The following is a 15,659-nucleotide window of genomic DNA, read 5'->3' on the forward strand; positions in this document are numbered from 1 at the left end:
GCTGAAGAAAACGGGACAGCCGCTGGCGGATTACGCGGGTATAGCTGCCAGATCGTGGAGGTCTCTGCACCACCGTCCTACCGGTCGATCATCGCGAAGTGCGGAGAACTGGCAGCTGCAGATAGGACGCATGTGATCCGCCGGTGTGGATCACATGTTGTCCGGTGTTGTTCGCTATGTACTCCGGCGTGCCGGGCATCCACGGACCGAACAGGTTTCGGGAGCTGACGATTAGTCGGAGTTGTTCACCGGCCAGGAAGTGCAGTCCTATCGGGGCGAGTTCTAGCTCGATCTCTGCGATTTCACCGGGCGTCAGGTTCTCGGTCCGATCGAAGGTGTGGACCGGGATGTCCTCGGTGGTCGAGTCCGGGTCGAGATGGCGCATGGAGACCCGCAGCCGGCCGTCGCTTCCCTTATAACGCAGGATCGAGCCGCCGCGCTCAGTGACATCGTGAACTCGTGCCCCGCGGTTGGGAACGGTGAAGGCCTGCAACGGAGTTCCATGTTCGTCGAGCTTCTGCACGAAGACGAACAGATCCATGTCGTCGGCGCCATCGGCCTGAACCCAGAGCCGCGCTTTAGGGTATCCGACGAGCTGCGTTTCCTGCCTGAATGGAAGGAGGAACGAGGCCCATGCGGTGAGGGCGCTGGTGTCATAGGTCACCGGAACCTCGGTCGTCGGCACGTTCTCGACCAGTCCACGTCCGGCGCCGTCGAGGTAGTACTTCACCGAGGTCGCCGAGACCGGCGGGAAGCGGTCTGAGGCGATGTTCACCTGGTCTCCGCCAGCGAGGTTGAGAATGGAGTAGCGCACCCGCGGCGTTTGATCCCATCCGTTGTCCTCGCCTCTGAGGAAGTGGTCGAAGAACCGTCGCAGGTCGTCTCGGTTTGCCTCGTCGTAGTAGTCGGGCCATTCCTGGCTGTTGTGGATGCGCAACCACTTCTGTTCGGAGGCGATTTCCCGCCATGCTCGGAACGTGCCGAGTGTGTGCAGCGAATTGGAGTAGCTGGCCACGATGTAGGCCGGGACGGTGATGTCTTCGAGGCGGGCCCGCTTGTTCTCCCACAGCTCGTTCATCAGCGGGTAACGTGCGACTTCGGCCATGATGTCCTCTTGGCGGCCTTTTCCCCAGAAGGAACCCTCCTGCAGCATTTGCGCGAAACCGGCGTCGGGCATGCCTCCACGGAAGCAGAGGTCGCGGTAGGTGTCACTGACGCCTTCCCAGGGGTTGATCGCCGCCAGGTGCGGTGGCCGCTCGGCTGCGGTGAACCACTGCGAGGCGGCGAGGTAGGAGGTGCCGCTCATCGCCACTTTGCCGTTGCACCAGTCCTGGACCCCCAACCACTCGATCAGGTCGTAGCCGTCGCGACCCTCTTGGCGGTCCCACAGCACGCTGTCGCCCTCGGAATCGCAGACCCCGCGCATGTCCGGGTTGCAGATCGCGTAGCCCTGTGCGCACCAGAACGCCGGGTCGGGGCCCTCGAACTTGTGCAGGCCGGAGACGATGGCGTCGTCGAGTCCCACGAGACCGAAGACCCCCGTCGCCGCCGGCGCACTGCCCTCGCCTTTGCCGTACGGACTCCACGCCACGATGACCGGCACCTTCTCCGCGCCCACCGGGCGATACACGTCGACGAAGATCGTCACACCGTCTCGTAGCGTGACGGCGACGTCCTTGTCCAGCTGGATGTCCACGGGCAGCGCCATGAACTGCGGAGCCACGCGGTGGCCAGCGGGCAAGATCTGCGTGCCGGGGCAGAACCCGCTCATCACCCCCAGCGCGGGCCCGGCTGTAGCGGACGCGACGGGATGAACAACATTTCCGAATCGGTCATGGGATCCTCCTACTGGTATCCAGTTGCGGGTGCTTTGGCTGACCGTGGTGTGCGCGAGCCTGCATGTGTACGCGCTCTGAAGGCAGGCCACTTATCACCCCGCGGTGAGGCGGTGGTTCAGGAACTGTGCGCACGAAGCACGAGGTCCGTTCCGTCGCGTTTGCCCATCTGGGCTTCCGGGATTTTGTACCAGCCAGAAGGGTCGTCGTCCTTGCGCATCCAGTCGATGAGCAGGGTGCGGTGGGCAATTTTCCAGACACCGTTTCGCTTCTCGAAGCGGTCGGTGTAGCGGGCCCACAGCGTGACGAACGCACCGTTCCACTTGTGATACGACGTCGCCTCATGATCGGCGTTCAGGTAGGTCTCCACGAAGGCGACGTCGCCCTCAAATTCGATCAGGATGTTGCCCAAATGGTGCCGGGTTCGAACGAAGAGCGTCATTTCTTTGGCGAGGAAGTTGCAGAACCCGGTTGCGGGGCCGCGGTACACGTCCTCGGGGAATTCGACCCAGGCGTCGTCGTGAAAAGCTGAACGCACCAAATCCATCTCCACCCGATCCAGCCCGCGTGTGTACCGGGTGAGCACGTCGAGGATCTCTGCGCGGTCGACCAATTCTTCCAGTGTCATCGTCTAGCTCCTTAAGTTCCGTGAACGTGGTGTCAACTGTTCTAAGTGGCGCGGCCTTTGGACACCGCAGGCTTGTGTGCCGCGGCGGCGGCTGTGATCCAGTTGGTAAATTCGACGGCCAGGTGCCGGCGGTGATGCTCGACGAGTTCCTCGGGGCTTGCCGCGGGGAAGTAGATAGACAGGCTGGCGCTGAAGCCGTCTTCGGTGTCGCCGAACTGGGACAGCACCCGACCGATCGGCGTTCCGTCCTCGAGTTCGATGGACGCGATCTTCTTGATCGGATATCGGTCTTCGGGAAGATACTCCGGTGAAGTTGCGGCCCACTTGGTGCCGCGGCCGAAAGCCACCACACATGAACAGAGGTGCGAGCCGAAGTTCTCCACGAGAAGCAGGGTTTGGTCCGGTCGTGCGGCCGTCGCGTAATGCTCGGGGTGGGCCGCCAGCATGATGGCTTCGTCGTCGGTGTTCTCGTCCAACCATCCCATGAATTCCCCTGCGGTGAAACCGGTCACCGCCAGAACGGTGGTCGCTGCCCGTATCTCGCCGTTCGATTTCGTGGCGTACTCCCGAAGGGCGGCGTTGCCTTCTGCGATGTCGTCGGCGAGCAGATCCAGCAGGCCCTGATGACCGATCAGATTCTTGAGTCGATGCAAAGCTCTTCGCGCGTAGAAGATCTCGTAGTCCTCGGCGGTTCCGCCGGCGGTGGGTCCCGCTACGATGCTGATGACAGGGGATTCGATCGTGTTGTCCACAGGTTCTCCTGATTTCGTTTAATCTGTTTCGGCGCCAACGTTGGCGAGGGTGCTTGCTTGCCAGCTGGCATGCCGGGGCGCGAAAACATCGCGGCCGTTACGGATTAGCCCTGCTTATCTGGCCGGTGTTCGATGAGCTCCAGGACAATCCCTAGTGGATCTTTGAAGGTGAGGATCCGGAAGGAACCTTCCGTTGGCGCCTGCACGGTGGCGGGTTCGCAGAGGATTTCGACATCGCCGCGCAGACGGAGCTTCTCGTAGATGGCGTCGGCATCGTCCACGTCGAACGCCATCCGGGTGATGCCGACATGGTTCATCCGCCTGTAGGGCCCGTCGCCGACATCGGTTGCTGGATTGACGAATTCGATGAGGTCGATGACTGTAGCCTGGTCTGTTCGCTTGCCGCGAAGATGGTTGGCGTGGATGACGATCTCCTGGTCCGGGAATCCGAGCACCGCTCCGTCAGACCGTTCGTTTCTCAGCTGGCCGATCGATTCCAGTCCGAGTACGCCCTGATAGAACCCCAGCGCCTCCTCGATATCGGGCACCGTAATGCACACATGAAAGAGTCTGTTGATGTACCGCTCCATGCCAATCCTTCGTTTAGTCGGTTCAGGGAGATTCGGTCACGGTGATGAACACGCCGAAGGGGTCTAGGAAGCTGAACCACCTCGACGAATGGACCGCATCGGCATCGCGGATGACAATCTCTCGCGGTGCGCAGACCATTTCGACACCATCATGGGATGAGATCCGCCCGCAGGCCTCGTCGAGGTCCTCCACGAGGAGCGCCAAGCGTGTCAAACCCTGAACGTTCTGCGCCGCGGCAGGGCCGGAAGTCGTTGCAGGCGCGACGAACTCCACAAGATTGATCTCCGTGGTGTGCTCATGTTGCACGCCGATGGACAGGTGATGCGCTCTGAGATTCACGACGTCGGTGTCGAAACCCAGCAGGTTGCCGTCAGCGTTTGCGTTTTCGGTTTGGAACACCGATGTAAACCCTAAAACATCCTGGTAGAAGCCGAGTGCAGTCTCCAGATTAGGCACCGCGATGCACACGTGCATCAACTTGGTTATCAACGAGGGCAACGGATTTCCTTTCTCACGCCCACTGCGTCGGTCATGACGGGGGAATTGATGGCGAGGGCGTTGCGGTCGAACATCTGTCCTGCCGGCACGCTGAACCGAGTTATCGGCGGGCATCGTCAGCTGGATGTACAACTAAGATACGCGCCGTATCTTATAAACTGTAAGATACACCGGCGCGCTAAGATACGCAACGTGTCTACTTCGCCGGCAGCAGCTTCTCGACCTAAGACTCGTCGCCGCGACGAGGCCCTGATGTCCGCTATCCGAGATGCGACGCGAGCCGAACTCACCGATGTCGGCTACTTAGGTGTCACCTACGAAGGAGTCGCGCGTCGTGCGCAGACCAGCAAGCCCGTGCTCTACCGGCGTTACTCATCGCGGGCGCATATGGTTGTCGACGCCCTGCCGAGTCTGCACTGGCAGCCCGACGACGATTTCGTGTGGACACAATCGCTGCGAGAGGACCTGCTGCTCCTGTTCGGGACCGTCAGCACGGTGTTCCGCGATGTCGGCGCCGATAACTACCGCAGCCTTCTCGCCGAGGCAGATGACGAGCTGTTCAGCACACTCGAAACACAGGTGACCATTCTCGCCGAAAGGACGATCTACCCGGCGCTCGAACGTGCACGCCGACGCGGAGAGCTGGGCCCGCGCGAAATACCAGACCGGGCGGCCGTCAGCATCGGTGTGCTCGTGCGCAACGAAATGATCCTCACCCGCGGCACCGTCGAAACCGACACCATCGCCGAGATCATCGACACGGTCTACCTGCCTCTGGTGAAGGCGCTTTCAACGAGGCGTGACTGAACGAACCCCGGTCACGTAGGTCTCCCCGGCATCATGGGTCACCCTGCCAAGACCAAACTCCGAGTCGGCCGCAAACGCCGCGACGCCATCGGCAAAGACAAACACGCCAGATGCCCGCTGCGAAGCCCTCAATCTGGCCACGTGGCCACCGCGCGAACCTACCCGGTTAGTACCCCAACACACCTACTCGTCGAAACAATGCTGCAGGTCAAACGACTATGAGCTTCGAAACCCCGCCAAGGTGTCCAAACTCAGGGCAGCTGGTAGGACCCGAGCTCGTAGTGGGCGGAAATGATGTCCATTCGGTCCTTCGCAGAATTCAATGGAACTCCCCGATGGTGATGGCGATTGGTTGGCGCCTTCACCGTCACCATCGGGGCCCGCAGTTCCACATCGACACGACGAACACGGGGTGGATACTTTTACCTGGCCAAAACGGATACCCCGACTTGCGATCCCTGGCACAACGGCTACGTCGAATCGTTCAACTCCCGCATCCGAAACGAATGCATCAACAGCTTCTGGTCGCTGGCCCAAGCCTGCGTGGTCATCGGCGACTAGAAGCACTGTTACAACTACCACCGTCGAGCCGTTGAGGCAGCAGGTACAGAGCCTCGGCGCAAAACCCGAAAGAATCACCGACCCCCCCTGCTGTATCGGCGAGGTGCGTCGCCGCGCTTTGTCTGAAGCAGTATTCGATGTCTGGACAGGCTGCGATTACCAGGTCCATCAGACGTGTAGGGTCTGCGAGGCGGTACGCGACGGCGAAACGGCTGATATGGGTGAAGCCCCACTGCACAGCCGCACCTTGTCCGGGTGGCTGACCGATGACCGACTTCAGGTAACCGGACACCGGGATGTTGACGGCATAGGCACCGGGGTGGGTGGTGACTACTGAGAGGGATGCGCCCCAGCTGATGTGGGCCATCCTGATCGGCCCCAAGTCGACGCCTTCGGCGCGTGCGTGTCCTGCCCTGGCGTGCCCGAGCGGGTGCAGATCGTGTGGGAAGTGCGCGTTGCCACGGCATGTGACACTTCATCCCAGTCCGTGCTCCCGGGGTCAACAGGAGCGGCCACGACGGCTCCTTCCGCAGAATCGTGTTCAGCGACCGGCGAGATCGACTGGAGTCAACTGCCCTTGCCGATGCCACTCGCGGAGACACTTCTTGTCGTACTTGCCCGTGGATGTACGAGGAAGCTGATCGACGAACGCCCACCGCTCCGGGATCCACCAGCGCGCGACCTTGTCGCGCAAGAAATCTTGCAGCTCAACGATAGTCACGTCTGCGTTGTGGCCGAGCACCACCGCTGCAAGGGGGCGTTCTTGCCACCTGTCGTCGGGCACCGCGATGACCGCCGCCTCGAACACACCTGGGTGCGAAGCGATAGCCAGCTCGAGCTGTACCGAGGAGATCCATTCGCCGCCGGACTTGATGACATCCTTGGCCCGGTCGGTGAGAGTGACGTACCCATCGGCATCGATGGAGCCGACATCTCCGGTGCTGAGCCAGCCGCCGTCGAAGGAGCCGCCAGCCTCCAAGTTGTAGTAACTGCCCGTGATCCACGGGCCCCGTACCTGCAACTCCCCGACGCCTTCTCCGTCATGAGCGATGACCGTCCCTTCTGAGTCGACGATCCGCAACTCCACGCCGCACGCCGGGCGGCCTTGAGATGCGCGGCGCTGCCAGTATTCACCCTCTGCCAGGAGCGACGATGGCTTGGATATCGTTGCCAATGGCGATGTTTCGGTCATTCCCCACGCTTGGACAAGGTTGATCCCGTACTTGTCGTGCAGCGTGCGCATGAGATGCACAGGAATCGCCGATCCGCCGCATCCGACCAGACGCAACGACGAGAGGTCGGTGTCGGGTCGCTCCTTGAGGTGCTCCACGATGTCGTTCCAGACTGTCGGTACGGCGCCGGCGATTGTCGGGCGTTCGCGTTCGATGAGTTCGACGAGTGGTTCGGCTTGCAGGAAGCGGTCGGGCAGGACGAGGTCGGCACCGGCCATCAAGGCGGCGTAGATGAGGCCCCACGCGTTGGCGTGAAACATCGGCACGATGGGCAACACCGCGTCTTCGGGCCCTACTTCGAGTGCACCCTTGGCGCAGATCGCCATGGTATGCAAGTAGCTGGACCGATGGCTGTAGACAACGCCTTTGGGGTTGCCGGTGGTCCCAGAGGTGTAACACATGGATGCGGCGTTGTGTTCGTCGATATCAGGCCAGTCGTACGTCTCGGGCTGTCCGTCGAGAATGCCGTCGTAGCGCACGACGCGTTTTCCAGTCCGCATCAGGCTGCTGAGGTCGGCATCGCCGGTCACGATGATGGTGTGCAAGGTGGCCACGTGCGGCGCGATCTCAGCAAACTGTTCGGCGAGGCTGGCATCAACAATGGCGATCTCGTCACCGGCGTGGTTGGCGATGTAGACGAGCTGGTCGGTTGCGAGCCGGATGTTGAGCGTGTGCAGCACCGCACCCATCGCGGGCACAGCGCAGTAGGCCTCGACGTGCTCCTGGTTGTTCCACATGAAGGTGGCCACCACGGTGTCGGCGCCGGCCCCCACCGTTCGCAGTGCGTTGGCCAGTTGTGCTGTGCGCCGGCCGAGTTGGGCGAACGTCACGACACGCATGGTCCCGTCAGGCCGACGGGTTCTCACTTGGCGCCGGGTGTGAACGGTGGTTCCGTGCCGGGCGATGGCCCCGATGGTCAGGCAGTAGTCCTGCATCGTGCTTTTCACGAGTTCTAGGCCTCCCAGCCGTCGAAGGTCGCTTCCACGGTCGTCTGATCCAGTGTGCCCAACAAGTCCAGTTGTACCTTGGTCTTTGGCACTTCGTAGCGGTAGAAGTAGCGGGCCGCATACCGTTTGCCTGTATAGAAGCCGTCCTCCCGGCCGTGGGCGGCAAGCACCTGGTCAAGCCACAGCCATGCCACCACGATGTGGCCGAACGCCTCGAGATAGTGCGCGCTGTTGGCCAACGCCACGGTCGGGTCACCGCACCTGAGCAGCACTGTGGTGACATCGCGCAACGTCTGCCACGACTCCTGCAGTTGCTCGGCCAGGTGCGCCGGCTCACCACCGATCGCGGTGGCCCGAGTGATTGTCGTGGTGACTTCTTGTTCCAGCAGTCCTAAACCCGCACCACCGTGTTGGCGCACTTTGCGGCCGAGCAGATCCAGGCTCTGGATGCCGTGAGTGCCCTCGTGGATCGGGTTGAGCCTGTTGTCGCGGTAGAGCTGCTCGAGGTCGTACTCGCGCGTGTAACCGTAGCCGCCGTGGATCTGGATGGCCAGGTCGTTGGCCTGAACACACCACTGCGCCGGCCAACTCTTGGCGATCGGAGTCAACAGATCGAGAAGCTCGGTGGCGGCCTGGCCCTCCTCGGGCGTCTCGGCCGCAGCGGCGAGGTCGGTCAGCCGCGCGCAATACAACACCAGTGCGAGCGCGCCCTCGACGTAAGATTTCTGGGCCAGCAGCATCCGTTTGACGTCGGGATGCTCGATGATCGCCACCGGTGCCGCATCGGGATCTTTTGCCGAGAGCGGACGCCCCTGCGGCCGCGTCCGGGCATAGTCGAGCGACTTGAGGTGCGCGGTGTAACCCAGGGCGGTGGCGGCGGCGCCGGTGATCAGCCGGGCTTCGTTCATCATGTGGAACATGTAGGCCAACCCGTGGTGCGGCTGTCCGACGAGATAGCCGACAGCTCCCGCGGCGCCGCCGGGCTCGAAGGCGCCTTCGCCGAAGTTCAACGCCGCGTTGGCCAATCCGCGTTGCCCCATTTTGTGGTTGAGGCCCGCCGCCACCACATCATTGCGCTCACCGAGCGCTCCGTCCTCGGCGAGCAGGAACTTCGGCACGATGAACAGCGAGATGCCCTTGGTGCCACGTGGGGACCCAGGCAGCCGGGCCAGCACGAGGTGCACGATGTTCTCGCTCGCGTCGTGGTCGCCGCCCGAGATCCACATCTTGGATCCGAAGAGTCGGTACGTTCCGTCGTCCTGCGGTATGGCTCGGGTGGTGATGTCGCTCAGCGACGATCCCGCCTGCGGTTCGGACAGGCACATGGTGCCGGTGAATCGCCCAGCAAGCATGGGTGGCACGAAAGTCGTGATCTGGTCTTCGGTTCCGAATTCGACGATCAGGTTGGAATTGGCCAATGTCAGCAGGGGGTAGCCGATCGTACTGACGTTGGCCGCCTGCAACCAGGTGAACGCGGCCGTGGACACGACCGCCGGCACCTGGGCTCCGCCGTGTCGTTCGTCCAAGCTCATGGCGAGCAGTTCAGTCTCGGCGAAGGCACGCAACGCGTCCTTGATCTCGGGCAGAACGCTGACGGTGCCGTCGTGCAGGGTGGGTTCCACGGTGTCGCTGCGCTTGTAGTGTGGCGCGAGATGGCGCTCGGCCAGGTCCTCGCACAGGGTCAGAACGTCGGCGAACGTGTCACTGGTGTGGTGAGCGAACCGCGCTCGCTTCAGCAACTCATCGACACGCAGCCACTCGAACAGCAGAAAGTCAAGGTCACGGCGAGACATCAGCGTCGACTTCATGGGTTCATTGCAACGATCGAAGACGACCCGGTCGAGCCCTCGTGCCGTGCAATGGAACGGTTTCGGTAGCCGCACCTGTGTCGAGCCAGCGACCGTGCCGGTGTGCCGCCCTTATTCCCTTGCGCAGCGCGGATTTCGCGGCGCCACGCGAGAAGCGACCTAGGATCTTGGTATGAGCTCATCGCGGAGCCAGCGACGAGGAGGCGAGCGGGTAGGCCCGCCGTTGAATCGACTTGTGGCTCGCCGTCACGATCTGGAAGCAGCCCAAAAGGTGCTGACCCAGTCGCGTTTGATCACCTTCACCGGATCCGGCGGCGTGGGTAAGACCCGGCTTGCTCTGGAAGTGGCGCATCGCGAATGTGGGAGGTTCCCCGATGGCGCCTGGCTGGTCCGGCTGACCGATCTCAGCGTCGGAGCCGGCGCCAACGACGTCGAGGCCGCGATCGTCAGTGCCCTCGGGATCAGCGATCAGTCCGCGACACCGCCGCTTGACAAGCTGCTGTCCTTCCTTCCCGAACGCCGAGTGTTGTTGGTCCTCGACAACTGTGAGCACGTCATCGACGCAGTGCGCCTCACCGTGCCCGTGCTGCTGCGTGCAGCGCCGCACCTACGCGTCATCACCACCAGCCGCGAGCACCTGGGTGTGGTGGGTGAGGTACTGCGCCCGGTTCTTCCGTTGAGCGTGCCCGAACTCGGCACGCCCGCCGAGCAACTGGTCGCCGACGGATCGGTCAGCTTGCTCATCGAACGCACCGCCGCCGTCGATCCGGACTTCGACGTGACCGCCGTCAACGCCGATGCGGTGATCGAGCTATGCCGGTTGCTGGAGGGATCGCCACTGGCGATCGAACTGGCGGCGGCCAAACTGAGGTCCCTCACGGTGGCGCAGGTTGTGGAGCGGTTCCGGAAGCGGTTGACGTCCCTGACCGCCTCCGACGTCAACTCGATGTCACGCCACCGGTCCCTGCGGGCGATGGTGGACTGGAGCTACGACCTGTGTCACGGCACCGCGCAAGTGCTGTGGCGCCGCCTCGCGGTGTTTCCAGCGAGCTTCGACCTTGAACTCACCGAACAGATCTGTGCTTTCGGCGAGCTGCGCGCCGATGACGTGTTCGACGCGGTCGACCGACTCGTCGCCCAGTCGATCGTGCTCACGGATCGTGGCGCGGGGACCATGCGGTACTACCTTCCGGCCGCCGTGCGAGAGGTCGCTGCCGAGTTGGCGGACCAGGCCGGCGAGACGGAGCAGTTACACCGCCGCCACCGCGACGTGATGCTGCGTCGGGCTGCCGGAATGTTGACGCAGTGGTGTGGACCTGACCAGGACGACCTGATTCGGCAGATGAGCCTCGATCATCCCAGTTACGTGGCCGCCCTGCATTGGAGCGCTGCGACTCCATCGGAAGAACAGTCCGCGCTCGAACTGCTGGGGCGGCTGCGCTATCACTGGTTGTCCAACGGTCGCCTGGCAGAAGGCAGGATGCGCATCGAAGCCATGCTGGAGGCCGTAACGTCGCCATCAGCCGCGCGGGCGGACTGTTTGTGGGTTGTCACCTGGATAGCCTTGCTGCAGGGCGACCACGAATCTCCGGTTCGGTGGTTGAACGAGTTGAAGCTGTACGCCGCGGAGTCCGATGACGAAGTGTTCGGCGCGCACGTGCGCCAATGGACGGCGCTGCGGGATTTGTTCACCGGTGACACCTCCGCTGCGGTGCGCGGCTTTGGCCAAGTGGTGCAGGACCACGCTGCCCGTGGCGATCGTGAAATGGAACTGACGGCTCGATACATGCTGGCCAGCGCTCTGTCAGCGGACGGCGCGGCCGACCGAGCCCTCGCCGAAGCCCGTGACGCCGCCACGTTGTGCGAGCAGCATGGTGAACGCTCGGCTCGCGGATATGCCGAATGGGCTGCTGCGCTGGCACATTGGTCATTGGGCCAGCACGATGACGCGGAGCGCTCTGCGCGCCGAGTGTTGACGCTGCGACGTACTTTCGGCGATGGCATCGCGGTCGCGCTGGCTACCGATCTGCTCGGGTGGATCGCCAACGACCGCCGTCAATCGAGTCGTGCCCGGGTGCTCTCGCGCACGGCCAGTGGGTTGTGGCAGGCAATGGGAACCTCCCTCGATGCCTTTGGACCCCAGTTGTCCGGTTTCGCTGCCGCCCACACCACCGCGCCGACTGAGCCTGCACCGGTGGACATCTCACGTCCAGCCAGACCGCTGGCCGTCGACGAGGCGATCGATTTCGTGCTTGGTGTCCTCGATGGCGTCCACAGGTCAGCGCGCCTGCCCAGCGAACCGCTGAGTAAACGGGAACTCGAAGTCGCGGCGCTGGTCGAGATGGGTCTGTCCAACCGTGAGATCGCTGAGCGACTCGTCATCTCCAAGCGCACAGCCGACGGGCACGTTGAGCGCATTCTCTCAAAGCTGGGCTTCGCCTCCCGCGCTCAAGTCGCGGCATGGATGGCCCGGCACCCTTCGCCGCGCTAGACACGGCGCAGATTCATGCCCCCATCGACCACGATGGCCGTGCCATTGACGAAGGATGCGCTGTCTGAGGCCAGATAGGTCGCCAGGCCCGCCACGTCGCCCGGTGCGGCCATACCGCCCTGACCCTGGGTCACCATCTGCTCGAACGGCATACCAGTGATGTTCGCGAAGACGTCACTGGTTCGTGTCACCATCTCGGTGTTCACGAAGCCTGGACAGATGGCATTGGCACGCACGCGGTGGTCACGCAGCTCCAGTGCCATGGACTCAGTCAGCCTGATCAACGCCGCCTTGGTCGCCGAGTAGACACCTAGGAGCGGGAATGCCACCACACCGCTGATGGAGGCGATGTTGACGATGGCACCGCCACCATCGATGAGCGCCGGAACGGCATGCTTGTACACGAGCCACGGTCCCCGCACGTTGATCGACATCAACCTGTCGAAGTCAGCCTCGCTGGCCTCGTGCAGCGGGGCGAGCACCTCCACGCCGGCGTTGTTGACCAGCACGTCGAGCCCGCCGAGGGAGGCCGTCGCCGTCTGTACTGCCGCGGCGACACTGTCGGCCGAACTCACGTCGCACGCGACACCGATTGCGCCACGCCCGATTTCGCTCGCCGCAGCCTCGGCGCCCTCGATATCGGCGATTGCGACGACCGCACCAGCCTCGGCGAAGGCGTCGGAGATCGCGCGACCGATCCCACGGTGTCCGCCGGTTATCAAAGCCCGCTTGCCCTGGAGGGAACCGCTCATGTCAGCGTACCTTCTTTCATTTCGTGTCGAGTATGGGATGAACCGAATCAGGCTGTTTCAAAGACCACTTCCGCATCCGGTGGCCCGACCGCCATCACGCCTCAGCCGACGATGCTCGCCTCGGTTCGCCGGGCCAGCAGTGGCCCAAGGAATTCCGCCATCGCGTCATGGATCTCCGCAGCTCGCGGCACCGCCCCTGACACCGACAGCGTCGTGTGGAACAGGCGGGCGAGGCGTCGGCATTGAGTCGGTACCCCGGCGGCCTGCAACGCGGCCGCGTAGTCCTCGGCCTCGTCCCGAGTCGGGTCGATCTCCATGGTCACGATCAGCGTGGGCGGCAACCCGGACAGGTCGTCGGCCCGGATAGGCGCGGCCCACGGTGACATGGCGTTCGCGGGATCACCCAGATACATGGTCCACATGCGTTCTCCGACCTCGGCGGAGATCATCGGTCCGTTGGCGAACTGCTTGCGAGAGTTGTTGTCGGCCAATGGATCGATGGGTGGGGTCACCAGAATCTGGGCTCGCAGCGCGGGCCCGCCCTCGTCTCTGGCACGCAGTGCGGTCACCGCTGCAAGGTTCGCTCCCGCGCTCTCGCCGCCGATTGCCATCCGGTCGGGGTCTCCGCCGAACTCGCTGGCATGCTCTCCGGCCCACCGAAGTGCAGCGAGGACGTCGTGTGGAGCTGCGGGAAAAGGATGTTCGGGTGCCAGCCGATAGTCCGGCGACACCACGATCGCGCCGACCCGTTGAGCCAGGACCGCGCACGGCTCGTCGAATGCGTCGAGGCTTCCGCCGATCCAACCGCCACCGTGAACGAACACGATGATGGGGAGCGGGCCGTCGCCTTCGGGCCGATACAGCCGCACCGGGCGGTGTCCCTCCTCCGTGGGATAGGAAGCCTCGGTAATGGAGATGCCGCAAGGCAGCGGCAGCTGCATGGCCTTGAAGGCTTCCAGGCTGAACCGGGCTTCCTCCAGAGAGCACTGCTCGAGGGGTTTCATGCCCATGTTCATCAGTCCCGCCAACAGGAAGACTTCGCTCCCATCGAGACTCACCAGGGTCGAACACGGCCTTTCGTGTCCGTCGAAGGCGAATCCGCTGTAGTCGCGGGCCGCGACCTCGTCGACGATCGCGCAGTACATGGGTGCGCCGGTGAACAGTGACACCGGCGTCCGCGGTTTGCCTGCGATGTTGTCACCCATGAGCCACGTCGTTCCGGTGGGAAACAGCGTCGCATCGGCGACTTCACAGACCAGCTCGTTGTAGCGGGTCTCGGCGTCGTCGGTCACCTCTACCGTCCGGTACCCGCGATCCACCATGGTCTGGATCACCCCCGCGATGAAGTCGACGCTGACTTCGATTGCGATCGGATTGTTGAACAAGGCTGCGGCACTTTGCGGTCCGTTGACATGGAAGAGGTTCAGAAACCCATGGGTGGCCGCGCCGAGATAGGCGCGTTGGCCGTGCGCCCAGTGATCGGTCAGCTGCTTGCCTCCGCGGCCGAGCACGCCCATCCGCTTCAGCGCTCCCGCGCCCACGTCGAATCCAGTGGCCAAGATGATGACGTCGAATTCGTATTCCTGGTCCGTGGTGGCGATGCCTTTCTCCGTGATGCGCACGATCGGTGTCGCGCGCGCATCGACCAGGGTCACGTGGGGCTCGTTGAACGCCTCGTAGTACTTGGTTTCGAACGTCGCCCGCTTGACTCCGTAGTGGTGGTCGGTCGGGCACAGCAGTTCGGCGACCTTGGGGTCGGTGACACGCTCACGGATGCGGCTTCGGATGTATTCGGCCGCAGTCCGGTTCGCTTCGGGATTGGTGATCAGGTCGTAGTAGGTAGAGGCCAGCATTCGGAATCCGCCGCCGTTGTAGAACTCGTCGTAGACCGCGCGTTGCTGTTCTGGAGTGTGGGCCGCGGCTGGAAGCGCCGCGCGCGGGTATGCCGCGCCCGTGATGCTGTTGCGTGCCTCCTGACGAATCCGTGGGTAGTCGGCCACCGTGGCGTTGAATTCGTCATCGGACAATGGCCTGTTGCCCAGGGGACAGGCGAAGTTGGGGGTCCGCTGGAAGACCGTCAGTTCGCCGACCTCCTTGGCGATGGTCTGGATGACCTGGATGCCCGTAGACCCCGTGCCGATCACGGCGACACGTTTGCCGGCCAATTCGACACCCTCTTCGGGCCAACTGCTGGTGTGCACCACCGTGCCTCCGAAGTCGCCTTGGCCGGGGAAGTCGTTGGGCTTCGTCACCCCGAATGCACCCGCTGCGTTGATGAAGAACCGTGCGGTCGTGGTGGCGCCGTCGTCGGTGCCGACACGCCACAGCTCGGCGTCGTCGTCCCACACCACCGACGTCACCCGCGTGTTGAAGCGGTAGCTGCGTCGAAGGTCGAATCGGTCGGCGACGTGTTCGAGGTATCGCTTGATTTCGGGCTGAGAGGCGAAGCGCTCCGTCCAGCGGAATTCGCGCTGCAGATCCTCGTCGAACGAATACGAATAGAAGATGCTCTCGAAATCGCAACGCGCCCCGGGGTAGGTGTTCCAATGCCACACCCCGCCGGCGCTGGGCGCGGCCTCGAAGGCCTGCACCGAGAGCTGCAACCCGTTTCGCACTCGGTGTGTCGCATACAGACCTGAGAATCCGGCCCCGACGATCACGACATCAACATCAGTGTTGTTCATGCCTCCATGGTGGTGAACAGTGATCCGAGGCACATCCGGCGGACTACCCGTACCCATACCTGTGCGCATACCT

12 protein-coding genes and 1 pseudogene are annotated in these 15,659 nt (G+C 63.2%); 3 read left to right on the plus strand and 10 right to left on the minus strand.

The window, feature by feature from the left end:
* Nucleotides 1–88: 88 nt before the first annotated feature.
* The 5 genes from BVC93_RS18755 to BVC93_RS18775 all read right to left on the minus strand — a co-directional run bounded on the left by BVC93_RS18755 (nt 89) and on the right by BVC93_RS18775 (nt 4,274).
* Nucleotides 89–1,771: a CocE/NonD family hydrolase gene (locus tag BVC93_RS18755; protein ID WP_197687504.1), complete on the minus strand. Its 1,683-nt coding sequence runs from the start codon at nt 1,769–1,771 to the stop codon at nt 89–91.
* Between the two features lie 182 nt (nt 1,772–1,953).
* Nucleotides 1,954–2,448 (minus strand): nuclear transport factor 2 family protein, encoded by a 495-nt coding sequence (locus tag BVC93_RS18760; RefSeq protein ID WP_197687505.1) that lies wholly within the window; start codon nt 2,446–2,448, stop codon nt 1,954–1,956.
* A 56-nt stretch (nt 2,449–2,504) separates the two neighbouring features.
* Nucleotides 2,505–3,215, minus strand: coding sequence for a hypothetical protein (locus tag BVC93_RS18765; RefSeq protein ID WP_083738795.1), 711 nt, complete (start codon nt 3,213–3,215; stop codon nt 2,505–2,507).
* Nucleotides 3,216–3,319: 104 nt separating this feature from the next.
* Entirely contained in the window at nt 3,320–3,805 is a 486-nt protein-coding gene (locus BVC93_RS18770; RefSeq protein WP_083738796.1) for a VOC family protein, read from the minus strand.
* A gap of 22 nt (nt 3,806–3,827) precedes the next feature.
* Nucleotides 3,828–4,274, minus strand: coding sequence for a VOC family protein (locus BVC93_RS18775; protein WP_192860034.1), 447 nt, complete (start codon nt 4,272–4,274; stop codon nt 3,828–3,830).
* Between the two features lie 282 nt (nt 4,275–4,556).
* On the opposite strand from BVC93_RS18775, the gene BVC93_RS18780 reads away from it, so the two are divergent.
* Complete coding sequence (locus tag BVC93_RS18780; RefSeq protein ID WP_236950020.1) at nt 4,557–5,111, plus strand: TetR/AcrR family transcriptional regulator; 555 nt, start codon at nt 4,557–4,559, stop codon at nt 5,109–5,111.
* A gap of 405 nt (nt 5,112–5,516) precedes the next feature.
* Nucleotides 5,517–5,669 (plus strand): annotated as a pseudogene (locus BVC93_RS33195) (integrase core domain-containing protein); the annotation flags it as partial.
* Here BVC93_RS33195 and BVC93_RS34765 read toward each other — a convergent pair.
* From BVC93_RS34765 to BVC93_RS18800, 3 genes are all read right to left on the minus strand, one after another.
* Nucleotides 5,659–6,108, minus strand: coding sequence for a hypothetical protein (locus BVC93_RS34765; protein ID WP_083738799.1), 450 nt, complete (start codon nt 6,106–6,108; stop codon nt 5,659–5,661). The pseudogene BVC93_RS33195 and the gene BVC93_RS34765 overlap by 11 nt on opposite strands.
* Nucleotides 6,109–6,213: 105 nt before the next feature.
* Nucleotides 6,214–7,839, minus strand: coding sequence for a fatty acid--CoA ligase (locus BVC93_RS18795; protein ID WP_197687570.1), 1,626 nt, complete (start codon nt 7,837–7,839; stop codon nt 6,214–6,216).
* A gap of 17 nt (nt 7,840–7,856) precedes the next feature.
* Nucleotides 7,857–9,659: an acyl-CoA dehydrogenase gene (locus BVC93_RS18800; protein WP_083738801.1), complete on the minus strand. Its 1,803-nt coding sequence runs from the start codon at nt 9,657–9,659 to the stop codon at nt 7,857–7,859.
* A gap of 172 nt (nt 9,660–9,831) precedes the next feature.
* Between BVC93_RS18800 and BVC93_RS18805 the strand changes: the two genes are divergently transcribed.
* The gene (locus BVC93_RS18805) at nt 9,832–12,150 is read left to right on the plus strand and encodes an ATP-binding protein (RefSeq protein WP_236950021.1); all 2,319 of its coding nucleotides are present in this window, start codon (nt 9,832–9,834) and stop codon (nt 12,148–12,150) included.
* Here the strand turns inward: BVC93_RS18805 and BVC93_RS18810 are convergent.
* On the minus strand, nt 12,147–12,902 hold the full coding sequence (locus BVC93_RS18810; RefSeq protein ID WP_083738803.1) for an SDR family NAD(P)-dependent oxidoreductase: 756 nt from the start codon (nt 12,900–12,902) through the stop codon (nt 12,147–12,149). The genes BVC93_RS18805 and BVC93_RS18810 overlap by 4 nt on opposite strands.
* A 101-nt stretch (nt 12,903–13,003) precedes the next feature.
* Entirely contained in the window at nt 13,004–15,586 is a 2,583-nt protein-coding gene (locus tag BVC93_RS18815; protein ID WP_083738804.1) for a flavin-containing monooxygenase, read from the minus strand.
* Nucleotides 15,587–15,659: the final 73 nt, after the last annotated feature.

Origin of the sequence: Mycobacterium sp. MS1601 (assembly GCF_001984215.1) — a bacterium.
Lineage (GTDB): Bacteria > Actinomycetota > Actinomycetes > Mycobacteriales > Mycobacteriaceae > Mycobacterium.

Coding starts and splice junctions, on each gene's coding strand:
- BVC93_RS18755 (WP_197687504.1), bottom strand. CDS start 1,771: ATGAGCGGGTTCTGCCCCGGCACGCAGATCTTGCCCGCTGGCCACCGC.
- BVC93_RS18770 (WP_083738796.1), bottom strand. CDS start 3,805: ATGGAGCGGTACATCAACAGACTCTTTCATGTGTGCATTACGGTGCCC.
- BVC93_RS18780 (WP_236950020.1), top strand. CDS start 4,557: ATGTCCGCTATCCGAGATGCGACGCGAGCCGAACTCACCGATGTCGGC.
- BVC93_RS18795 (WP_197687570.1), bottom strand. CDS start 7,839: ATGCAGGACTACTGCCTGACCATCGGGGCCATCGCCCGGCACGGAACC.
- BVC93_RS18800 (WP_083738801.1), bottom strand. CDS start 9,659: ATGAAGTCGACGCTGATGTCTCGCCGTGACCTTGACTTTCTGCTGTTC.
- BVC93_RS18805 (WP_236950021.1), top strand. CDS start 9,832: ATGAGCTCATCGCGGAGCCAGCGACGAGGAGGCGAGCGGGTAGGCCCG.
- BVC93_RS18810 (WP_083738803.1), bottom strand. CDS start 12,902: ATGAGCGGTTCCCTCCAGGGCAAGCGGGCTTTGATAACCGGCGGACAC.
- BVC93_RS18815 (WP_083738804.1), bottom strand. CDS start 15,586: ATGAACAACACTGATGTTGATGTCGTGATCGTCGGGGCCGGATTCTCA.